The 20510-nt window shown below is 41.2% G+C and carries 21 protein-coding genes and 1 other annotated feature; of the genes, 17 read left to right on the top strand and 4 right to left on the bottom strand.

Features of this window, described 5'->3' with window-relative positions:
* Window positions 1-2 precede the first annotated feature (2 nt).
* The 7 genes from PG840_RS06225 (at window position 3) to PG840_RS06195 (ending at window position 8998) form a co-directional block, all read left to right on the top strand.
* Window positions 3-944: a TIGR03943 family putative permease subunit gene (locus PG840_RS06225; protein ID WP_008369798.1), complete on the top strand. Its 942-nt coding sequence runs from the start codon at window positions 3-5 to the stop codon at window positions 942-944.
* Complete coding sequence (recQ, locus tag PG840_RS06220; protein ID WP_195250826.1) at window positions 937-2772, top strand: DNA helicase RecQ; 1836 nt, start codon at window positions 937-939, stop codon at window positions 2770-2772. The genes PG840_RS06225 and recQ overlap by 8 nt, the downstream gene beginning before the upstream one ends.
* Window positions 2763-3305 carry a M48 family metallopeptidase gene (locus tag PG840_RS06215; RefSeq protein WP_008369795.1) on the top strand — a complete coding sequence of 181 codons (543 nt, stop codon included), beginning with the start codon at window positions 2763-2765 and terminating at the stop codon, window positions 3303-3305. The genes recQ and PG840_RS06215 overlap by 10 nt, the downstream gene beginning before the upstream one ends.
* A gap of 87 nt (window positions 3306-3392) precedes the next feature.
* Window positions 3393-3630: a binding site (T-box leader), on the top strand.
* Between the two features lie 118 nt (window positions 3631-3748).
* Entirely contained in the window at window positions 3749-6175 is a 2427-nt protein-coding gene (gene leuS / locus PG840_RS06210) for a leucine--tRNA ligase (RefSeq protein WP_117834351.1), read from the top strand.
* A gap of 316 nt (window positions 6176-6491) precedes the next feature.
* Window positions 6492-7874 carry an HNH endonuclease gene (locus PG840_RS06205; protein WP_270205364.1) on the top strand — a complete coding sequence of 461 codons (1383 nt, stop codon included), beginning with the start codon at window positions 6492-6494 and terminating at the stop codon, window positions 7872-7874.
* 304 nt (window positions 7875-8178) lie between these two features.
* Entirely contained in the window at window positions 8179-8472 is a 294-nt protein-coding gene (locus PG840_RS06200; RefSeq protein ID WP_055249520.1) for a hypothetical protein, read from the top strand.
* Window position 8473: 1 nt separating this feature from the next.
* Entirely contained in the window at window positions 8474-8998 is a 525-nt protein-coding gene (locus PG840_RS06195) for a 2'-5' RNA ligase family protein (RefSeq protein ID WP_270205365.1), read from the top strand.
* Between the two features lie 81 nt (window positions 8999-9079).
* Here PG840_RS06195 and PG840_RS06190 read toward each other — a convergent pair whose 3' ends face one another.
* Window positions 9080-10468: an MATE family efflux transporter gene (locus PG840_RS06190; RefSeq protein ID WP_270205366.1), complete on the bottom strand. Its 1389-nt coding sequence runs from the start codon at window positions 10466-10468 to the stop codon at window positions 9080-9082.
* 180 nt (window positions 10469-10648) lie between these two features.
* Between PG840_RS06190 and PG840_RS06185 the strand changes: the two genes are divergently transcribed.
* From PG840_RS06185 to PG840_RS06165, 5 genes are all read left to right on the top strand, one after another.
* Entirely contained in the window at window positions 10649-11437 is a 789-nt protein-coding gene (locus tag PG840_RS06185) for an SseB family protein (protein WP_055261386.1), read from the top strand.
* A 20-nt stretch (window positions 11438-11457) separates the two neighbouring features.
* A complete protein-coding gene (locus PG840_RS06180) occupies window positions 11458-11742 on the top strand; it encodes an RpiB/LacA/LacB family sugar-phosphate isomerase (protein WP_082421164.1) in 285 nt (94 codons plus the stop codon).
* Window positions 11743-11906: 164 nt separating this feature from the next.
* Window positions 11907-12593, top strand: a complete 687-nt coding sequence (locus tag PG840_RS06175; RefSeq protein WP_117555980.1) for a TVP38/TMEM64 family protein — start codon at window positions 11907-11909, stop codon at window positions 12591-12593.
* A gap of 12 nt (window positions 12594-12605) precedes the next feature.
* Window positions 12606-13310, top strand: a complete 705-nt coding sequence (locus tag PG840_RS06170; protein ID WP_117834345.1) for a TVP38/TMEM64 family protein — start codon at window positions 12606-12608, stop codon at window positions 13308-13310.
* A 140-nt stretch (window positions 13311-13450) separates the two neighbouring features.
* On the top strand, window positions 13451-14149 hold the full coding sequence (locus PG840_RS06165) for a site-2 protease family protein (protein ID WP_227119682.1): 699 nt from the start codon (window positions 13451-13453) through the stop codon (window positions 14147-14149).
* Between the two features lie 177 nt (window positions 14150-14326).
* Here the strand turns inward: PG840_RS06165 and PG840_RS06160 are convergent, their stop codons facing one another.
* Window positions 14327-15541 carry a DUF4317 domain-containing protein gene (locus PG840_RS06160; protein WP_270205367.1) on the bottom strand — a complete coding sequence of 405 codons (1215 nt, stop codon included), beginning with the start codon at window positions 15539-15541 and terminating at the stop codon, window positions 14327-14329.
* A 160-nt stretch (window positions 15542-15701) separates the two neighbouring features.
* Here PG840_RS06160 and PG840_RS06155 point away from each other — a divergent pair, with 160 nt between their 5' ends.
* Together PG840_RS06155 and PG840_RS06150 are read left to right on the top strand one after the other, a co-directional pair.
* Window positions 15702-15944 (top strand): AbrB/MazE/SpoVT family DNA-binding domain-containing protein, encoded by a 243-nt coding sequence (locus tag PG840_RS06155; RefSeq protein ID WP_270613429.1) that lies wholly within the window; start codon window positions 15702-15704, stop codon window positions 15942-15944.
* Window positions 15945-15947: 3 nt separating this feature from the next.
* Window positions 15948-16247 (top strand): type II toxin-antitoxin system PemK/MazF family toxin, encoded by a 300-nt coding sequence (locus PG840_RS06150; RefSeq protein WP_270205368.1) that lies wholly within the window; start codon window positions 15948-15950, stop codon window positions 16245-16247.
* Between the two features lie 44 nt (window positions 16248-16291).
* Here PG840_RS06150 and PG840_RS06145 read toward each other — a convergent pair whose 3' ends face one another.
* A complete protein-coding gene (locus PG840_RS06145; protein ID WP_008369771.1) occupies window positions 16292-16738 on the bottom strand; it encodes a GatB/YqeY domain-containing protein in 447 nt (148 codons plus the stop codon).
* 167 nt (window positions 16739-16905) lie between these two features.
* On the opposite strand from PG840_RS06145, the gene PG840_RS06140 reads away from it, so the two are divergent.
* The 3 genes from PG840_RS06140 to PG840_RS06130 are packed head-to-tail and all read left to right on the top strand — an operon-like array spanning window position 16906 to window position 18630.
* Complete coding sequence (locus tag PG840_RS06140) at window positions 16906-17799, top strand: radical SAM protein (RefSeq protein ID WP_270205369.1); 894 nt, start codon at window positions 16906-16908, stop codon at window positions 17797-17799.
* A gap of 14 nt (window positions 17800-17813) precedes the next feature.
* A complete protein-coding gene (locus tag PG840_RS06135; RefSeq protein WP_270205370.1) occupies window positions 17814-18467 on the top strand; it encodes a YkgJ family cysteine cluster protein in 654 nt (217 codons plus the stop codon).
* A 37-nt stretch (window positions 18468-18504) separates the two neighbouring features.
* On the top strand, window positions 18505-18630 hold the full coding sequence (locus tag PG840_RS06130; RefSeq protein WP_207730779.1) for a helix-turn-helix domain-containing protein: 126 nt from the start codon (window positions 18505-18507) through the stop codon (window positions 18628-18630).
* 198 nt (window positions 18631-18828) lie between these two features.
* On the opposite strand, the gene PG840_RS06125 is transcribed toward PG840_RS06130, so the two are convergent.
* A complete protein-coding gene (locus PG840_RS06125) occupies window positions 18829-19899 on the bottom strand; it encodes a CdaR family transcriptional regulator (RefSeq protein ID WP_330663233.1) in 1071 nt (356 codons plus the stop codon).
* Between the last annotated feature and the right edge of the window lie 611 nt (window positions 19900-20510).

Here is a 20510-nt window from a genome sequence, read left to right as displayed (position 1 = left end):
CGATGACAACACCGGTATATATCTGTACAGGATTTCTGGACAGTGGAAAAACAACATTTATCAAGGACACACTGATGAAGCAGGAATGGATCGAAGAAGGTCCGACATTGCTTTTGCAGTGTGAAGAGGGAGAGGAAGAGTACTCGGAAAAATATCTGGATGAGAACGGACTGTTCCTCTTCAATATAGAAGAAAGAGAAAAGTTAAATAAAACTTTCTTTGAAAACTGTGAGAAGATCTATCATCCGGTTCAGGTGATCATTGAGTACAATGGAACCTGGGATCTGCAGGAAATCCTGGATGAAGATTTTCCACGCAACTGGGAGATTCAGGGTGTGTACTCAACGGTTAGCGGTGAGACGCTGGACATGTACCTGAAGAATATGCGGAATATGCTGATGAACCAGCTTACAGAATCTGAGTTGATCATCATCAACCGTTGTGGGGAAAATACAGACCGAAGTGCGTTCAGACGTGCCCTTAAGATCCAGAACCCGCAGGCACAGCTGATCTTTGAAGGCGTGGATGGCAATATTATCCCGCAGACAGAAGAGGATCTGCCATATGATCTGAAAGCAGACCATATCTTCATTGATGATGTGGACTTTGGTACCTGGTATGTGGATGCATATGAGCATCCGGAGCGCTACGAGCACAAGAAGATCACCTTCCTTGCACAGCTTTTCCGTCCGAAGGGAATGCCGGCAAATATGCTGATTCCGGGAAGACAGATCATGACCTGCTGCGCAGATGATATCCGTTTCTATGGATATCCATGTAATCTTGGAAGGGCAGCGCAGATTACACAGAGAAGCTGGAAAAAAGTAACCGTCAAGTTCGAGTACGAAGCGTACCGTCCGATGGTTCCAAAGCAGCCGGTTCTTTATATGCTGGAGATGGAATCCGCAGAAAAACCGGAAGAAGAGGTAGTATATCTTGGATAAATTTCAAGTATTAAAGCAATTTTTTGGCTATGACGGATTCCGACCGGGACAGGAGAAACTGATCGATGCGATCCTGTCCGGTCGGGATGTACTCGGCATACTGCCAACGGGAGCCGGAAAGTCCATCTGTTTTCAGATTCCGGCGCTGATGATGGGAGGTATTACACTTGTGATATCTCCCCTTATTTCTCTTATGAAGGATCAGGTGGCATCCCTCAATCAGGCAGGGGTTCATGCAGCCTATCTGAACAGTTCCCTGACTATGGGGCAGTACCGGAAGGCACTTGCTTTTGCAAAAGAAGGAAGATATAAGATTATCTATGTGGCACCGGAGCGGCTGGAAACTGCAGAGTTTATGGATTTTGCTATGAGCGTGGATATTTCTATGATCGCAGTCGATGAAGCGCACTGTGTTTCCCAGTGGGGACAGGATTTCCGACCAAGTTATTTAAAGATCACAGAGTTTGTAGAGTATCTTCCAAAGCGGCCGGTTGTGAGTGCATTTACTGCAACAGCGACGAAAGAAGTAAGAGAGGATATGATCGATATCCTGATGCTGGAGGATCCGGAAGTAGTAATGACAGGTTACGACAGACCGAATCTGTTCCTTGCGGTACAGTTCCCAAAGAACAAATATGCCGCACTCAAAGCATTTATTGAGGAGCATCCGGATCAATGCGGGATTGTCTACTGCCTGACCAGAAAGCAGGTGGAGGAAAATTGCGCACTCCTGGAAATGGATGGGTTTTCCGTGACCAGGTATCATGCGGGACTGACAGACCGGGAGCGGCGTGATAATCAGGATGATTTCATTTATGACCGGAAGCAGATCATGGTGGCGACGAATGCATTCGGGATGGGAATTGATAAATCCAATGTCCGATTTGTCGTACATTACAATATGCCGAAGAATTTGGAGTCCTATTATCAGGAAGTGGGACGCTGCGCCCGAGACGGTGAGCCGGGGGAGTGCCTGCTTTTATATAGTGGACAGGATGTGATCACAAACCAGATGTTCATTGAGAACAACCGCGACAATCAGGAACTGGATGAACTGACGCGCCGGATCGTGATGGAGCGGGATCAGGAGCGCTTGAAAAAGATGACTTATTATTGTTTTACAAAGGAATGTCTGCGTGATTATATTCTGCGGTATTTTGGGGAATACGGAAGCAATTACTGTGGGAACTGTTCAAACTGTAAGACGCAGTTTGATACCGTGGATATGACGGCAGAGGCAAGGATACTTGCCATGTGTGTAAAAGAAAGTCATCAGCGTTATGGAATTAATGTGATTCTGGATACGGTGCATGGAGCAAATAATGCGAAGATCCGGCAGTATGGCATGGGTGTCAGTCCGGCTTACGGGGTACTTTCTAAGACGCCATCGTGGAAGCTCAGGCAGATATTCAACCAGCTTCTGGCAGAAGGATATCTGAAGACCACGCCGGATTCTTATATGATTGTGAAGCTGACTGAAAAGTCGGAAGCACTGATTGCAGGGCAGGAGACATTTACAATGAAGATGGCAAAAGAACCGGAGAAAGAGGCGAAGACAACACCGAAGAAAAAAGTGAAGAAAACGGCCGGACTGGTTCTGAATAAAGAGCAGGAAGAGTCTTTTGAAATCCTGCGCGTTCTGCGGGCAGAGATAGCAAGAGAAGAAAAAGTTCCGCCTTATATTGTATTTTCCGATAAGACTCTTGTGCAGATGTGTATCGAAAAACCGACAAATAAGAATGCTATGCTGAAAGTTTCCGGTGTGGGAGAGTTCAAGTTTGAAAAATATGGAGAGCGCTTTCTGGAGGTGATCCGGTCGTGGATATAGAATATCATCTGATCCGGTCAGATAGGCGCAGTATTGGAATCGAAGTTGACCGGGAAGGAAAGGTGACGGTCCGTGCACCCTATTCCTGTGAGAAAAAGCGGATTGACCGGTTCCTTCTGGAAAAAGAGAACTGGATCCGACAGAAGGTAAAGCTTCAGAAGGAAAATGCAATGAAGCGGCAGGAAAAGAGAGAGATGCCGGAAGCAGAAAAGAAATATTACCGGAATCTGGCAAGAGAAGTATTAGGTGCAAGGACCGGATACTATGCCCGGAAAATGGGTGTGACCTATGGACGTATTTCCATCCGGGAGCAGAAGACCAGGTGGGGAAGCTGCAGCAGCGTGGGGAATCTCAATTACAACTGGAAGCTGGTGCTGATGCCGCCGGGAGTTCTGGATTATGTTGTGGTGCATGAGCTGGCACATCGTAGAGAAATGAATCATTCCGCTGCATTCTGGAAGGTCGTGGCGACGTGGATGCCGGACTATAAAAAATATAGAAAATGGCTGAGAGATAACGGAAATCAATTTTAAATGGTAAAAATAATCAAGAATTCGTAGAAAACAATCAAGAATCTCTTGACGGAACTTGTATTTATTTTTATAATAACAAGGTATATGAAAAAAACAAGGACAAGGATCAGTAAAAGATTAGAGTCTGTACAGAGAACTGCCGGGCGGTGCAAGGCAGCAGATCAAATCTTTGAACTCGCCTTTGAGTTCTTCTGCTGAACGGTTTTCAGATAGGCAGAAGCGGGAATTCCCGTTATAGAATCACAAGTGCGCTGCACCGTAAGTTATGTTACCGGGATGCGGCGAAGAAGAGTGGTACCACGGAATTTAATCTTTCGTCTCTTTGAATTTATCAAAAGAGGCGAAAGATTTTTATTTAACAGGAAATCCTGATGGAATTTCCTGTTAAATAAAAGGTTAAGACACTTTTTTTCATACTGAAACAATACCAGGAGGAAAGAAAAATGGCAGTACCTTACAATCATAAGGCAATCGAAAAGAAATGGAAAGAAAAATGGGCTGAAAATCCGGTTAATCCGAAAGTGGATGAAAACGGCAACCCGAAAAAGAAATATTATTGTCTGGACATGTTCCCGTATCCGTCAGGAAACGGTCTTCATGTAGGACACTGGAGAGGCTATGTTATCTCCGATGTGTGGAGCCGTTACAAACTGCTTCAGGGATATTACATCATTCATCCGATGGGATGGGATGCATTCGGCCTTCCGGCTGAAAACTATGCGATCAAGATGGGAACCCATCCTGCAAAATCGACAGCAGCAAACATCGCGAATATCAAACGTCAGATCAATGAGATCTCAGCGCTTTATGACTGGGATATGGAAGTCAATACAACAGATCCTGATTTCTACAAATGGACACAGTGGATCTTTGTAAAGATGTTCAAAGAAGGACTTGCATACGAAAAAGAATTCCCGATCAACTGGTGCCCGTCTTGTAAGACAGGTCTTGCAAACGAAGAGGTTGTAGGCGGAAAATGCGAACGCTGCGGCGCTGAAGTTACAAAGAAGAACCTTCGTCAGTGGATGCTGCGTATCACAAAATATGCAGACCGTCTGTTAAATGACCTGGATAAGCTTGACTGGCCGGAAAAAGTTAAAAAGATGCAGACAGACTGGATCGGTAAATCTTACGGTGCAGAAGTAGATTTCCCGGTTGAAGGAAGAGAAGATAAGATCACTGTATACACAACAAGACCAGATACGCTTCATGGAGCAACCTTCATGGTACTTGCACCGGAACATAAGCTTGCAGCAGAGCTTGCAACACCGGAACACAAAGAAGAAGTAGAAAAATATATCTTCGATTCTTCTATGAAGTCTAATGTAGACCGTCTGCAGGACAAAGAAAAAACAGGTGTATTTACAGGAACTTACGCGATCAACCCTCTGAACGGAGCAAAGGTACCGATCTGGCTTTCTGATTATGTACTGGCTGATTATGGTACAGGAGCCATCATGTGTGTACCGGCTCATGACGACCGTGACTTTGAATTTGCAACCAAGTTCAACATCCCGATCATCCAGGTTATTGCAAAAGATGGTAAAGAAATCGAAAATATGACAGAAGCTTATACAGAGGCTTCCGGAACGATGATCAATTCCGGAGAATGGAATGGCATGGAAAGCTCTGTCCTTAAGAAAGAAGCTCCACATATCATCGAAGAAAGAGGAATCGGACGTGCAACTGTAAACTACAAGCTGCGTGACTGGGTATTCTCTCGTCAGAGATACTGGGGAGAACCAATTCCGATCGTACATTGTCCGGAATGTGGCGCTGTACCGGTACCGGAGGATCAGCTTCCGCTGAGACTGCCGGATGTAGAATCTTATGAACCGACAGGAACAGGAGAATCTCCACTTGCGGGAATCGATGAATGGGTAAATACAACCTGTCCTGTTTGTGGAAAGCCGGCAAAACGTGAGACAAATACCATGCCGCAGTGGGCTGGATCTTCATGGTATTTCCTGCGTTATGTAGATAATCACAACAACGAAGAACTTGTATCCAGAGAAAAAGCAGATGCAATGCTTCCGGTAGATATGTATATCGGTGGTGTAGAACATGCAGTACTTCACCTTCTGTATTCAAGATTCTATACTAAATTCCTTTGCGATATCGGTGTGATCGATTTTGATGAGCCGTTTATCAAACTGTTCAACCAGGGAATGATCACAGGTAAGAATGGTATCAAGATGAGTAAGTCAAAAGGAAATGTCGTGTCTCCGGATGATCTTGTAAGAGATTATGGATGCGATTCTTTAAGAATGTATGAACTCTTCGTAGGACCACCGGAACTGGATGCAGAGTGGGATGACAGAGGAATCGATGGTGTATACCGTTTCCTTAAGAAACTCTGGAACCTGCTTATGGACAGCAAGGATAAAGATATCAAACCAACCAAAGAGATGATCAAAGTACGTCATAAACTGGTTTATGATATCACAACCCGTCTGGAAAGCTTCAGCCTGAATACCGTTATTTCTGCATTCATGGAGCATACAAATACACTGGTTGCGATCGCTAAGAAGGAAGGCGGAGTAGACAGAGATACTCTGGATACCCTTGCTGTATTACTGGCACCATTTGCACCACATATGGCAGAAGAAATCTGGGAAGAACTTGGCAACAAAGAAAGCGTATTCCGTGCCGGATGGCCAAAATACGATACAGAAGCCATGAAAGATGATGAAATCGAAATTCCGGTGCAGATCAATGGAAAAACAAGAGCAGTCATCAAGATTTCCGCAGAGGCTACAAAAGAAGAAGCAATCGCTGCCGGAAAAGAAGCAATCGCAGATAAACTTACAGGAAATATCGTAAAAGAAATCTACGTTCCGAAGAAGATCATAAACATTGTTCAGAAATAATTGAGAAGAAATTTTCACAACAGAATAAAGTGCTTGGAAATATTGAAAAGTTTGCTTGAAATCAAGGTTTACAGACATTTTTCTTTAAAGAAAAGGTATTATAGAATACCGTAAAATATCGTAACAGATTTTTGAAATGGAGTAAATTTGGAGTAAAAGTTGAAAGAAAATGGAGTAAATATTTCAAATAAACAAGGATATGCATTTTTGCATATCCTTGTTTGCTATAATCCTTTTATAGAAATGTGACTTTGCTTGTCAATTATGTTAAAATCTATTCAGATAGTTATATGTTTATGTAGGGAGATAAATTGTAATGGAAAATACAGAAAAATATCGGGGTACTACTTCGGAATTAGATTCGGAGGCAATAAAGAAATTATATTACGAGTATCAGATGACAAATCAAGAAATAGCAGATATGACATGGAGTACAAAAGCAAATGTCAATAAAGTGTTAATTCATGGGATAAAGCATTATACATCTTGGTTTATGGAAATGTTATCAGAAGATGATGATAAAATTTTTAGAAAAATGTTAATGTACCACAAATTCAGTTATTGGAATGAGAAACAGCAAAGACGGTATCTTATTAAAAATAGTAGGGATGGAAAAATATGTTTAATATATTTTGATGAAAAATGTGTTAAATGTATGTTTGATGAATTTGTTCCAGAGGATTTAAAAACTCTTTCAATAGTTGAAAAAATGAATATATATAATGAAATGGACTATGAGGTGCTGAAATGTAGTGAACGGGATAGCATTTTGAAAAAGGAATGTATTTTACTAAATGGAGATTCTAAACAGCTTTTTAAAAAAGCGGCTCATAAAAGAAATATGAAAGGAAAAGAATATGCTCAATTTCTTGGATTTGAAAGTTGTTTAACAGAAAAGGATTCAATTAGAGATTCTAGAATAATCAAATTTTTTGAGGAACATATGGTTGATGGTGTTGTACAATTAAGTTCATCACCAGAAAATCAATGGATTCGAAATTATGCACATCGTTATGGAATGCATTTAGATGAATTTCTTGATTTTTATGGATATAAAAAATCAAGGCGTGCTGATGAGTATGTTTCTGAAAATAAGAATATAAAGTATAAGAAAGAGTTAAGTAAATACATTATAGAGCCACCCAATATCGTATATTTTTCTTCACAAGACAAAATTTATCAAACAATATATAATGTAGCAAAGTTGAATGAAATGTCAATAGATGAGTATATTTTGTCATTAGGGTATGTTCGTTCTAAAAAAAGTAATACGATAAAAGAACTAACAGAGGAAATTGATGAAATTATAGATTTGGAAGAGCAGGAAATCAGAAAAAAAGAAATATCAGAAAATAAGATAGAACGAAATCATAAGTTAATAGATAAACTAAAAAGAGCATATGATTATGAATGCCAATTATGTTCAAATGAGCAAAGAATGCCAATAGAAAAACAAGATGGAACAAAATACGTAGAAGTACATCATATAAAAAATCTGTCTGAAGAATATGATGAAGAAGGAACTTTGGATAGGCTTAATAATCTCATAGTTGTTTGTCCGAATCATCATAAGATGTTGCATTATCATAAAGGTGGTTATCGGAAGATTAAGATAGTAAATGAAGTTTTAGTTTTTGTAAATGATTCAGAAGAAGTTATTCCAATTATTACAAACAAACATTTAAAAAGTGATGAATAGTATGGAATGATAGAAGAACGGATTGTGCAAATGTAGTGAGGTCAAGGAACAAGGCGTAGCCGATGCCCGTCAATCGAACGAACTATGTTCGTGAGATTGTGCACTGCCGTAAATTTGCGACAAAGTAAATCATTCAAGTATAAGTCCGTTAATTTTCCGGTAATCCTTTACGGATTCCAAAAGTGGATGCAGGGAAAAAGGGAATACAGCTGATCAACCGGAATATGGTCAGAAATATTACATTTGATAACAAATAAAAATATGCTATACTGTTCTTGAACTTTGAGTAAGGAGGAACAAACAGATGGAAAATGTACACAGTATAGACGTAGAAGAGGATCAGTTTGCATACCGTTATGATACGCAGCTTTTGATTGACAGAAGAGATGAAGATCTGGATGAAGATGAGATTGCAGAATATATATCCGAACATTTTGAAGGAAACTGTCTGATCGCGGTAGGAGATGAAGATCTGATCAAAATTCATTTCCATACAAACGAGCCATGGAAGATTCTGGAATATTGTAATAGTATTGGCGAGATTTACGATATCGTAGTGGAAGATATGATCCGGCAGTCAGCTGGGCTAAAAGGATAGTATGTACCTGATATCACTTTATTTTGACGAAGGGACAAACAAGAAGATCCAGTTATATATGGAACAGATTGCGCAAAGAACGGGCAATATGGCGATGATTGACGGAAAGGTTCCGCCACATATTACCTTGTCGGCATTTGATATGGCAGAAGAAGAGAAAGCAATCGCCGGCTTTACGGCAATGGAACAGGAATTTGAAAAAGGACAGATTTTCTGGTGCTCGGTAGGGATGTTTCTGCCACATACAATTTATTTGTCACCGGTTTTAAATGCATATCTGCAAAAGCTGTCAGAGTCTGTTTTCTCAAAGATTAGATATCTGGAGGAGGTACGGATCCAGATCAGATACCAGCCGTTTTCCTGGTTCCCGCATACAACATTGGGAAAAAGACTGAATCAGGCGGAAATGCGGGAGGCATTTGTTGTGATGCAGAACCAGTTTGCACCGTTTACAGGTGAAGCGGTTGAGATTGGGCTTGCGAGGACGAATCCATACAGGAATTTATGTAAGATAAAGTTAAAATAAAAAGAAGATTTTCGAGGATCTGAATCGACACGTGAAAATCTTCTTTTTCGCTATCAGAGGAACTATCCGAGCACAGTTCTACTAAAACTTTCCCTCTGGAACCCTGGAAATGATCGTCCGGTTGATCCGTACCAGGAAGAAGGAGGATACCATAAGTGAAATGACCTCCGCAATCGGGAATGACCACCACACTACATGAAGACCGCCAAGCTTTGCAAGGATATATGCGGCAGGGATCAGTACAAATAACTGACGCATAATGGAGACGATCATACTGAAAAATGCTTTTCCAAGAGCCTGAAATACTGTTCCTGATACAATACAGAACCATGCGATCAGATAGTGGATTCCGATGATCCGCAGGGCAGGAACTCCGATGGTGAGCAGCTCGTTCGATGCATTGAACATACCCAAAAGTATCTGTGGGATTCCTTCAAAGCAGAGGAATCCGATGAAGGTGAGGCAGAAGGCAACCAGCATACTGAGCTTGATCGTCTTGAGCATACGTTTTCTCTGACCGGCACCATAATTGTAGGCAATGATCGGAGTAATCCCATTGTTGAGACCGAATACCGGCATGAAGAAGAAACTCTGTAGCTTAAAGTAAACGCCGAATACAGCAGTTGCGGTTGATGAAAACTCGATCAGGATGCGGTTCATGCAGTAAGTCATAACCGATCCGATGGACTGCATAATAATCGTTGGAATTCCAACTGCATAAATGGTGCCGATAATATGGAAATCGAGTCTGAATCCATGAAACTTCAGTTTCACATCATGATTGTACCGGTGGTTACAAAATCCGGCGACAAGTGCGGCAACGCATTGTCCGATCACGGTTGCAACAGCAGCTCCGGTCACACCCATTTTCGGAGCTCCGAGAAGTCCGAAGATCAGGATTGGATCAAGAATGATGTTAGTGATTGCCCCTGTCAGCTGGGAAGTCATACTGAAGATGGTTCTTCCGGTTGAAGTAAGAAGACGTTCAAAGAAGACCTGTGCAAGCAGCCCGAAAGAAAAAATCATGACGGTGCTTAAGTACTCAATTCCGAGTTTCATGATCTCCTGGTCAGCATTTCCAATCTGACTTGCGTAAAAAGGACGGACGATCGTAAAGCCAAGAATGAAAAATACGAGATAGCTGAAAAAATATAAAACGGCAGCGTTGCTTGCAGTTGCATTTGCTTTTTTGAAATTTTTCTCTCCAAGTGATTTGGAAAGGAGTGCATTCATGCCGACACCGGTTCCGGTTCCAACTGCAATAAGCAGTGTCTGGAGTGGAAAGGCAAGTGAAACGGCGGTCAGTGCATTTTCCGATAATTTAGCGACAAAAATACTGTCTACGATGTTGTACAAAGCCTGTACCAGCATAGAAATCATCATAGGCAGAGACATATTAAATAATAGTTTTCCGATGGGCATGGTACCCATTTTGTTTTCTGCAGGTGCAGATGTATTTTCCTGATTCATTTTCTCATTCCTTTCTGTTCTGATAAAAGAGTAAAAATATTGTAAAAACAGCCACTAAACACATATGATATAGGAAAATACGAAGATAATCAAGTGGAATAAGGGAGTATAAATTGACTTCTTTCGGACAGACGGGTATAATTCTTGTTATATGGAGAAATAGGAAAGGGATATACTAGAATGAGTAATACAAATCAGAAAATCGAAACTTTAAATAAACTGCGTACTACAGAGGCAATTTATGTACTGATGTCATCCTGTACAAGAATGCCATATGTGGTCTGCGATCCGGAGACATTTGATGATGAGATCCTTCTTTACTACACAGAAGCGGAAGCGAAAGAAGAGGCTATGAAACTTCAGAAGGAGGGAAATCCAATGCAGCTTGTCAAGGTGGATGAAAATTCCCGCCTGTCATTTTTTACCGGGCTGTTTCCGATGGGAGTCAACTGTATTCTGGTGGACAAAGGGTTGGACGGACAGATTACTGTGCAGCTTGACGAATTGATCACGAGACCGAAGGATGAAGAACTGCCAGAAGGAAAAATACGTGTAGAGAATCCGGAACTGGTGCTGACTGCAGCGTATTTTATGCAACAGATGAGAAAGCCGGATAAACCGGAGATGACGGATGAGTTAAAAGAACTGAACGAAGAAATGCTTGCCCATTATCAGGAGGGGCGTTATATTGTGACTGTTCAGGAGGACAAAGGAATTCCGATTCTGAAACAGAAAGATGGGAAAGTGTATCAGCCAATCTTTACGGATGTGCAGGAAGTTAAGAAATTCCAGAACCTGAACAAGGGTGTGACATTGAAAACCGCTGTTGTAGAAGGAAGTAAGATTCCGGAAATTCTTTCACCGGAAGCATTTGGCGTTGCAGTCAATCCGTTTGGGGTGAACCTGCAGTTGCAGATAAAGAGAAAACCAGCGAAAACGAAAGAAAACGAAAACAAAACACAAGAATAATCGAAAATAAAAAAGAAAAAATGAAAATTGCAAGAGGAATCCTGATCTGCGGAACAGGTATCGGGGTAAGCATTGCTGCCAACAAAGTTCCGGGAGCTTATGCAGCACTGGTTAACAATGTATATCAGGCTCAGAGAGCACAGCTCAGTAACAATGCCAACATTATCACACTTGGTGCACAGGTTACAGGAATTGAGCTCGCAAAATGCCTCGTAAAAGAGTACTTAAGCGTAACTTTCGATCCGGAATCCCGTTCTATGCCAAAGGTGGCAAGAATTACAGAATACGAAAAAGAAGGTAAATAATCTGAGTTATTCAGAAAGCGTAAAGAGCAGTCCATCAAGGGCTGCTTTTTGCTATAGAAAAACACGATAAGGATATACAATTATAGTATAAATGTATTTGAGATAGAAGGGAAAATGTGATAACATTAGATAGCAAAATTCAAAAAGGGGAAAAGGAAAAAGAGATGAAAAACAAGAAGCTATGGATATTTGGGGGAATCATCCTTTTGATTGTGATCCTGAATCATATTTTTGACTGGTCTTCTTACATAAGTACTGCAGAAAATCTTGAATTTATGAAGCGGATAGTGCAGAATAATCTTCCTCTGGCAATTCTATTGTATATGGTATTGACAGTTGTTGGGTGTGTGGTGCTTGCGCTTCCGGGAGTGACGTTTGCGATACTGGCAGGACTTCTCTTTGGACCAGTAATCGGTACGATTTGTTGTTCTCTGGCAACAACGATCGGGGCGGTTCTTGCATTTATTGCAGGACGTTTTTTCTTGAAAGACAGTATTGGACCAGTGGTTGCAAAAAACCGTATCTTGAAAAAATGGTTGTTTGACGATACTGGCTGTAATGAATTATTTGTTCTTATGATTACACGTCTGGTTCCGGTATTTCCATTTAATCTGCAGAATTTTGCGTATGGTATTACAGATATCCGTTTTAGTACGTATGCAATTGGTTCGTTGATATTTATGCTACCTGGTACAGCGATGTATACGGTTGGTACAGCAGGCCTTGCGGATAAGGAAAATAGGTTGCTTTATATTGGAATAGCAGTAGTGCTGGCAGTTGTAGTCACGATAATCGGGATAATCCTGAAAAAACGTTACCTGAAAGATGACCTGGAAGAAAATAAGGAATAAGGAGTAAAAAGTATGGAAAAAAAGAAAAATATTTGGGTGGGGAAAATAGTAGTGATCGTTTTGATTATTGTATCAATCGGAAGTTATTATGTATTTCCGTCCGTAAAACATGTGATGAATCAGGTATTTAAGATGTTTGCTAGTGGAGACTTTGCAGTGGTCAGAGACTTTGTAGCATCTTATGGGGCATATGCGGCATTGATTTCATTTTTGCTTATGATTTTTCAGTCGATTGCAGCGCCACTTCCGGCATTTCTGATTACATTTGCAAATGCGAATCTTTTTGGATGGTGGCAGGGAGCTATTCTGTCATGGAGCAGTGCGATGGCAGGAGCAGCGGTATGTTTTTTCATTGCAAGAATACTTGGACGTGATGTGGCAGAAAAGCTTACGAGTAAAGCTGGAATGCAGCAGATAGATACATTTTTTAAAAAATATGGAAAGAATACAGTTCTGATCTGTCGTTTGCTTCCGTTTATTTCGTTTGATATTGTAAGTTATGCAGCAGGACTTACTTCGATGTCGTTTATATCTTTTTTTGTGGCAACTGGTGTAGGACAGCTTCCGGCAACGATTGTATATTCTTATGTTGGAGGAATGCTGACAGGAGGAGCGAAGCTTCTGGTGACAGGACTGCTGATCCTGTTTGCTCTGTCGGCACTGATTTTTATGGGGAGAAAGATCTACATGGACAGACAGAATAAAAAAGCAAAATAAATGGTATAAAAAAGTCATTATCTATGGATTGGATAATGACTTTTTCTGTACAATCTTTAGAAAAAATTTACATAATCTTTCTTGAATCCGTTTTCTCTTGGGACTATAATAGACGTTACTAAGAAAATCGGGAGGATATTATGCTGTTTCAGAATACAGGACTGACCAGGGCGATGTATCAGTTTTTTCAGACACTCATTTACGTTGCCCCTGCCACACTATTTGCTGTTTCGTTGCATGAATTTGCACATGGATATGTGTCATATAAACTCGGGGATATGACACCAAAATATGACGGAAGACTGACCTTGAATCCATTTAAGCATCTGGATGTGTGGGGAACGTTATGTCTGCTTGTCTTTCATGTGGGATGGGCAAAGCCGGTAAGGATCAATACCAGGAATTATAAGAATAAAAAAAGAGATACGATTCTTGTGGCAGCAGCGGGAGTAGTCATGAATTTCCTGCTTGCGTTTGTCTGTATGATTCTGCACGGGCTTTTGTATAAGTACGGATCGAGTGGGTTGATTCTGAATTATCTTTATGTGCTTACTTATTATGGAGCAGTGCTGAATATTGGACTTGGTGTGTTCAATCTGATTCCGATTCCGCCTCTTGACGGATCGAATATTCTTGCTGAGATCTTTCCGAGGGTAGCAGAGTTTTACTGGAAGATCCGACCGTATAGTATGTGGATTCTGCTTCTGTTACTTGGAACAGGAATTCTGGATGTGCCGATCAGTCTGCTGAATTCTGCAGTAATCAATGGAATGTGGAGTTTTGTGAAAGCAATTCTGAGAGTTGGATTTGTGACGACCGGTGGAGGAACTGTGATTTAGGAAAAGATGAAAAACGGGAATTGTAGTAAATGAGAATGAAAAAATGCGTATAGAATAATGCAGGTAGTCGAGAGGATTACCTGCATTTTTCGTATACATTGTAAAATTGAAAAGAAATAAGGAAATATTACGAAAGATAATCAATAAAAATGTCTTTTGTAATAATATGTAAGGCATTTAGAATGGAACATCCATTTCATTTTCGGATGTATCGCTTTTGGATTCATCAGACGCATCAGGGGTAGAAGACTTTGGAAGTCCTCCGGATACGGCAGTCTTTGCACTGATTCCGTTGATCTCAACGCGGTCGTCAACGACAATGACCAGGCATTTCTGACCATCGATAATACGTGTTTCTACAAGATCTGCGCATTCTGGGTTTACCTGAATGGTGATGTCCGGAGTTTTGATCTCGAATTTTTTGAGGTTTGCAATATTGGAGGCAAGGAGTGTACTGTGCTCTCCGGCAGCGGAATCGTACTGCTCATCGAATGTTTCCAACTTTTCTTCTTCGACACCGCTTTTGGCAAGGAGGTATTTAACTTCTGCTTTGTCAAGGGCAAGTGGTTCCGGATTTTCAGAATTCTGTTCAATCATTTCATTCAAGTTTTCGTGGATATTTTTGACCGTATCGTAGTCGCAGTCATCTCCGAGCGTTTCTTCGATCAGTGTACGGAAAGTTTCTTTCTGATCTCCGGCGGTGAGTGGCGGAACACATCCAAGAAGCAGATCGGTCAGACCGTTTCCGAGATTCTCTGCATTTTTTGAATAATAAAGCAGATTGTGAATATCGGTGCTGCGGTCGTTAAAAGCAGGGAAGAGGAAACCGGCATCCGGCATCTCTACGATCCAGTCACGGATACGCTCATGGAAGCTGTTCTCTTCTGCATGATAACTGAGTCCTGGCTTGGAAAGCTTGACCGGACAGAAGGTACACATGATGTAATCATAGACTTCATCGGATGCATCGAACATTTCACTTCCGTCCGTTGATTTTCCCGGAATATCGTAGGCTGCATGGACCAGCAGGATCAGATAGTTCTCTGCATAATCATAGGAATCGATGACACGATTATAGAATTCTTCCAGAAGAGCGTCGTCAGTAAGCCGGCTGTTTCTTAATTTGAGAAGAAATTCCTGTGTACCACCTTCCGATTCGGTCTCCAGAGGAAATTCCATATTCAGAAGATTTTTTCCGATCGTACCGGACAAGGACTTTCTGAAAATGTCAAAATACTTGAACATTTCCTCTTCCGGAAGAGAAAGGAAAGCATCTTTCATCTCCGTTTTTTTCTCTTTTTCACCATCTACATAGCATCCGCAGATGCGGGTAATCGCACAGTTGGATGGGGTGAACTGTTTTTTGATTTCAGTAACTTCTTTTTTATTCATAGTAAGTAAATCCCCTTTTGGTAATTGTGATTTTGTAAAAGACTGATGCTTATGAATTATAACATATTTTGAGGAAGAGTGTGATTAGGAGAGAAAATTATTTGATTATTTTCAGAATAATGTATATACTAAGTATATACATTATATGGAGGTGAATTTTATGCAAACACAGGTAAAAGCATGGGGAAATAGTCAGGGAATCAGACTTCCAAAAGATATTTTACAAGAGGCCAATGTAGAAATAAATGATATGCTGGAAGTAAAAGTATCGGATGGTATGATTATGCTTGTTAAGACCTTCAGGCATCAAAAATTAGAAGAAAGAGCTGAAAAGTTTGATGGTAAGTTAAATCTTGATGGAGAATATGAATGGGATAAGCCGGAAGGAAGAGAGGTGTGGTAGAAAATGGAGATACAGCAGGGGGCTGTTTTAAAAGTGGAAAAAATTAAGGATCCTGTATTTGTTGCAAGTAAAAATTTTTTTAATCAGTCGGGAGAAATAATTGGCTGTCCAATATTAGGAGAGAGTACAGAAAGCCCACTTCACATTTATGTTGAAATGGATGAAAATAAAGGTTATATCCAATGTGAACAAATGAAAATGTTAGACTTGAGAATCAGGGGGTATAAAATAATAGATCGTGTAAAAAGGGCAGATGTAATTAATGTAACAGACGCAATACAGAGTATATTCGACTATATATAAATGCAGGGAACCAATCCGGAACCCTGCATTCATAATATCTGCTATTAAGCCATCATTCCTGTGAGAATATCATTCACAAGCTTTCCGTCAGCTTTTCCTTTTACTTTCGGCATCAGTTCTTTCATGATACGTCCTTTATCCTTTGGTGTCGGAGCATCAATTCCAAGACCGGAAAGGACACCTGCGATCACTTCTTTGATCTCAGCTTCGTCCATCATCTTCGGAGCATACTGTTCAAGAACAGCGATACGTTTCTCACATTCTTCAATAATGTCTGTACGATCAGCAGGAGTCATCTCCAGAGTTTCTTTTGTCTGTTTGATCTCTTTTAAGATAACCTGAACTTCTTCTTCTTCGGTAAGATCGGCACGTTTGTCGATGGCTTTGTTCTTAAGGGCTGCAAGAAGAGCAGATAATGTCTCTTTTGTGTCCTTGTCTTTTGCTTTCATGGCTGCGACCATAGCGCTTCTTACTTCATCAATTTTACTCATTGTATATTCCTCCAAACTTGAGGCAAAATGCCTGTCTGCACTTTATTGTAGCAGATGGGGAAAGAATTTTCAATCTCTGGAAGAGGAAAACTTGGGTGGCTATTTTTCAAAAAGTGCGGTATACTGAGAGGAATAAATCAGGGATAGATGAGAGGTTAAGCGATAGGATGAGTGGCTGTACATTATGTCCGCGGATGTGTGAGGCGGACAGGGAGAATGGGAAGACAGGTTTTTGCGGAGAGACAGGGGAGATCCGGGCGGCGAGAGCGGCGCTTCATATGTGGGAGGAACCCTGTATTTCCGGAAAGGAAGGATCAGGGACGGTCTTTTTTACGGGATGTACTTTAAGATGTGTGTTCTGTCAGAACCATGAGATTGCGGGAAGCAAGGTTGGCAAAGTGATCTCAGAAGAGCGGCTGGCGGAGATCTTTCTGGAACTGCAGGGGAAAGGTGCGAATAATATCAATCTTGTGACGCCGACGCATTTTGTGCCGCAGATCATCCGGGCGCTTCAGAGTGCAAAGAAGCAGGGGATGTATTTGCCGGTTGTATATAATACGGGCGGTTACGAGAGAGTGGAAACCTTGAAAATGCTGGATGGTCTGGTGGATATTTACCTGCCGGATTTCAAATATTTAAATACAGATCATGCGAAAAAATATTCGATGGCGGAGGATTATCCGGAGGTTGCGAAGGCGGCTCTTGCTGAGATGGTAAGACAGACAAGGGAGCCGACATTTGATGAGTGCGGAATGATGAAACGTGGCGTGATCGTGCGTCATCTGCTTTTGCCGGGATGTCTTGCAGATGGAAAAAGAGTGGTGAAATATTTGCATGAGACTTATGGAAACCGGATTTATATGAGCCTGATGAGCCAGTATACGCCACTGGAGAGTCTGGATGCGGTAAAATATCCAGAGCTGAACCGGAAAGTGCCAGAGTATGCGTATGAGAAACTGGTGGACTATGCGATCTCGCTTGGTGTGATGCAGGCGTTTATACAGGAAGGGGATACGGCAAAGGAGAGCTTTATTCCACCGTTTACACTGGAAGGAGTATAGGAAAGGAGATTGATATGAAAAGACAGGTGACAATGGAAGAAATTTCAGATGGAAAATTATATACCAGCAATGATCTGGTAAAAGCAGACTGTGGCGATTGTGAGGGATGCCACGCCTGTTGTACGGGGATGGGAAGCTCGATTGTGCTGGATCCGTTGGATATTGTCCGGATTTGCAGGGGAACAGGAGCGGCTTTTGAGACTTTGCTTGCAGGAAAGATTGAACTGAATGTGGTAGACGGAATCATTTTGCCGAATCTGAAGATGGCAGGAGCGGAAGATGGCTGTGGTTTTCTGACTGAGGAAGGAAGATGTGGGATTCATCCATTTCGTCCGGGAATCTGTCGGCTTTTCCCGCTTGGAAGATATTATGAGGAAAATGGTTTCTGCTATTTTCTTCAGGTACATGAATGTCAGAAAGAGAACCGGGCGAAAGTAAAGGTCAAAAAATGGCTTGATACACCGGATCTGAAAAAGTATGAAACGTATATTGCCAGATGGCATGGATTACTGATTCAGTTACAGGAATTCATTGCAGCACACCCGGAGAGCGCAAAAGCGGTCAGCATGGATGTACTGCAGAGATTTTACCTTACTCCGTATCGGACGGAAGAATTTTACAGTGAATTTTTCCAGAGAATGGACGAAGCAAAAAAGGCATATTGTTAAATACAATTGAAATAATCGGCAGCCAGGGAGTATTGAGTTGTCAGAAATTTTGGAAAGGTGCCACGGAAACCGGAACCTTGCGGCAAAAGAGCTGGGGATCAGTACGACGACGCTCTGGCGGAGGATGAAGAAATATGGCGTGGAAGCAAAGTATGATGAATAGCTGATGAGAAATAAAGAATAAAAAAAGATAGGACAGACTTTTTAATACCCGTTGTGAGGGTGAAGGAAAGGCTGTCCTGTTTTTTGACGAAAATCTGTAAGTAAACTTATCTGTCAAGAATATTTTCTTATATAGGCAAACCTGTACACGGATATGGAAGATGTGTGCACAGGAATCCGTGTCTGGAATTTAAAAATATCACAACTGCAAGGCAAGATATAAAAGCACCGCATCCTTGAAAACACGCGGATTCAGCCCGCATTTCTGATAAATATGATTCAGCTTGTACTGCACTGTGTTTTTGTGAAGAAACAGTTTCTGGCTGGTTCCGAGAAGAGACATATTTGCTTCAAAGTAAGTCTGAAGCAGATTTCTTTCTTCATCAGAAAGTACAGAGATCGTTTTTTGCAGATAAGCATTTTTTTCCTGCTCCGAGATGGAAGAGAGCAGAATTTCCAGTGTCATATCATCGAAAAAAGCAATCTCGTTTTCCGAACTCCGGCAGTATTTCAGCGCAGTGAGTGCAGATTGGTAAGAAAGAGACAGCTGGAAAAGCTGACATTTCTTTCCGACTGCAATGGAGAGCAAAGCTTCACAGTCTGCGGTAAAATCAGCCAGTATCTGATAGAGAGCGGCTTTGCCGGAGTTTTCCAGCACGGCAAGATATTCATTTGGATAATAAAAGGTATAAAGAGTAATACCAAGCGTGCCGAAAAGTCCGATGATCTTCTGTTCAAGGGAAGAAGAGTTGTTGTGTCCATCCGGTGATGACTGGATGATCAGAAGCCGTTTCTTTGTCCCTGGATTTACCTGAAGATCTGAAAGGCAGGTGTCCAGATAATCCGGATCAGCAATCTCATTCCGGATCAGGGCATCGATAACAAAGTGTTTTTTATCTTCCAGAGAGCGGCTCAGTCGGTTCAGCTCTTTTTCACGGATCAGCAGATGGGTAATCCGGTCGGCAAGATGGACGTACTGGCGGACCTGGTCCGGTTCTCCGGTAATTCCGATCACTGCAAGAAAACTGCCGTGATAATAGAGTGGCATATTGATTCCTTTTTGTGTTCCGGGAAAATCATCATCTGAAAAAACTTCGATTGTCTGTTCTGTCTGGGCGGCTTTGTGACCGATGGCATGAAACGTACCAATCCGGTCGGCGTTGGTACTCGCAAAAATCATTCCCTGCTTATCGATAAAATTGATATCCTGTCCGCAGGTGTCTTTGATCGTGTTTACTACCTGAAAGGCAAGTGATTTGTCTAACTTCATTTTAAACATCCTCCGATTCTGGAAAAGAAGTTGCGGGAATGATGCAGATGCTTATCCTGCATTTAACAGGATAAAGAGAACGGTATCATTACCACTTATTTAAGAATTGTAGCATTATTTGGAGAGAGGAACAAGGTGGAAAGGTACAAGGGGAAGATTGCATAAAAGAAGAACTGGAAAATGTATATGATTCACAAAAATGCAATATATGAATGAAAGATTTCAAAATATGAAATAAAACAATTGCTGAAAAAGTATAGATTGACAGAAAAATATCATGTTGAAATCAAAATGAAATGATTTTGAAAACTTTATTACTATATAACTATATATGAAAAACTGTAAAGAATACATAAAAAAAGCACAATAGCATTGTCAGATAAATGACAGCGCGCTGACATAATGAACGAGTAGAGGAAAGATTAGTAAAGAGGTAACCAAATATGAGCGAATCAACTAGAATGATGCTGAGACTGGCAATCGGTAAAAAGAAAGAAGAATGGGCACTTGCAATTCAGTTTGGAAAGTGCCCCTTTATGGATAATATGTAGGCAATTTGCGTTATGGAAGTTGCCTGCATATTTGTCATGTGCGCCTAGCGGCGCACGTTT

Source organism: Coprococcus sp. AM97-35 (assembly GCF_027697525.1).
Taxonomy (GTDB): Bacteria; Bacillota; Clostridia; order Lachnospirales; family Lachnospiraceae; genus Allocoprococcus; species Allocoprococcus comes.
The sequence above is the reverse complement of the archived record's forward strand: the minus strand, read 5'-3'. Positions and strand labels throughout refer to the sequence as shown.

Excerpts from the sequence above, each read along its gene's own strand:
- PG840_RS06155 (WP_270613429.1), top strand. The coding sequence starts at position 15,702 with ATGCAAACACAGGTAAAAGCATGGGGAAATAGTCAGGGAATCAGACTT.
- PG840_RS06190 (WP_270205366.1), bottom strand. The coding sequence starts at position 10,468 with ATGAATCAGGAAAATACATCTGCACCTGCAGAAAACAAAATGGGTACC.
- PG840_RS06180 (WP_082421164.1), top strand. The coding sequence starts at position 11,458 with ATGAAAATTGCAAGAGGAATCCTGATCTGCGGAACAGGTATCGGGGTA.
- PG840_RS06135 (WP_270205370.1), top strand. The coding sequence starts at position 17,814 with ATGAAAAGACAGGTGACAATGGAAGAAATTTCAGATGGAAAATTATAT.
- PG840_RS06160 (WP_270205367.1), bottom strand. The coding sequence starts at position 15,541 with ATGAATAAAAAAGAAGTTACTGAAATCAAAAAACAGTTCACCCCATCC.
- leuS (WP_117834351.1), top strand. The coding sequence starts at position 3,749 with ATGGCAGTACCTTACAATCATAAGGCAATCGAAAAGAAATGGAAAGAA.
- PG840_RS06170 (WP_117834345.1), top strand. The coding sequence starts at position 12,606 with ATGGAAAAAAAGAAAAATATTTGGGTGGGGAAAATAGTAGTGATCGTT.
- PG840_RS06205 (WP_270205364.1), top strand. The coding sequence starts at position 6,492 with ATGGAAAATACAGAAAAATATCGGGGTACTACTTCGGAATTAGATTCG.
- PG840_RS06165 (WP_227119682.1), top strand. The coding sequence starts at position 13,451 with ATGCTGTTTCAGAATACAGGACTGACCAGGGCGATGTATCAGTTTTTT.
- PG840_RS06195 (WP_270205365.1), top strand. The coding sequence starts at position 8,474 with ATGTACCTGATATCACTTTATTTTGACGAAGGGACAAACAAGAAGATC.
- PG840_RS06200 (WP_055249520.1), top strand. The coding sequence starts at position 8,179 with ATGGAAAATGTACACAGTATAGACGTAGAAGAGGATCAGTTTGCATAC.
- PG840_RS06185 (WP_055261386.1), top strand. The coding sequence starts at position 10,649 with ATGAGTAATACAAATCAGAAAATCGAAACTTTAAATAAACTGCGTACT.
- PG840_RS06225 (WP_008369798.1), top strand. The coding sequence starts at position 3 with ATGACAACACCGGTATATATCTGTACAGGATTTCTGGACAGTGGAAAA.
- PG840_RS06175 (WP_117555980.1), top strand. The coding sequence starts at position 11,907 with ATGAAAAACAAGAAGCTATGGATATTTGGGGGAATCATCCTTTTGATT.
- PG840_RS06150 (WP_270205368.1), top strand. The coding sequence starts at position 15,948 with ATGGAGATACAGCAGGGGGCTGTTTTAAAAGTGGAAAAAATTAAGGAT.
- PG840_RS06140 (WP_270205369.1), top strand. The coding sequence starts at position 16,906 with ATGAGTGGCTGTACATTATGTCCGCGGATGTGTGAGGCGGACAGGGAG.
- PG840_RS06145 (WP_008369771.1), bottom strand. The coding sequence starts at position 16,738 with ATGAGTAAAATTGATGAAGTAAGAAGCGCTATGGTCGCAGCCATGAAA.
- PG840_RS06125 (WP_330663233.1), bottom strand. The coding sequence starts at position 19,899 with ATGAAGTTAGACAAATCACTTGCCTTTCAGGTAGTAAACACGATCAAA.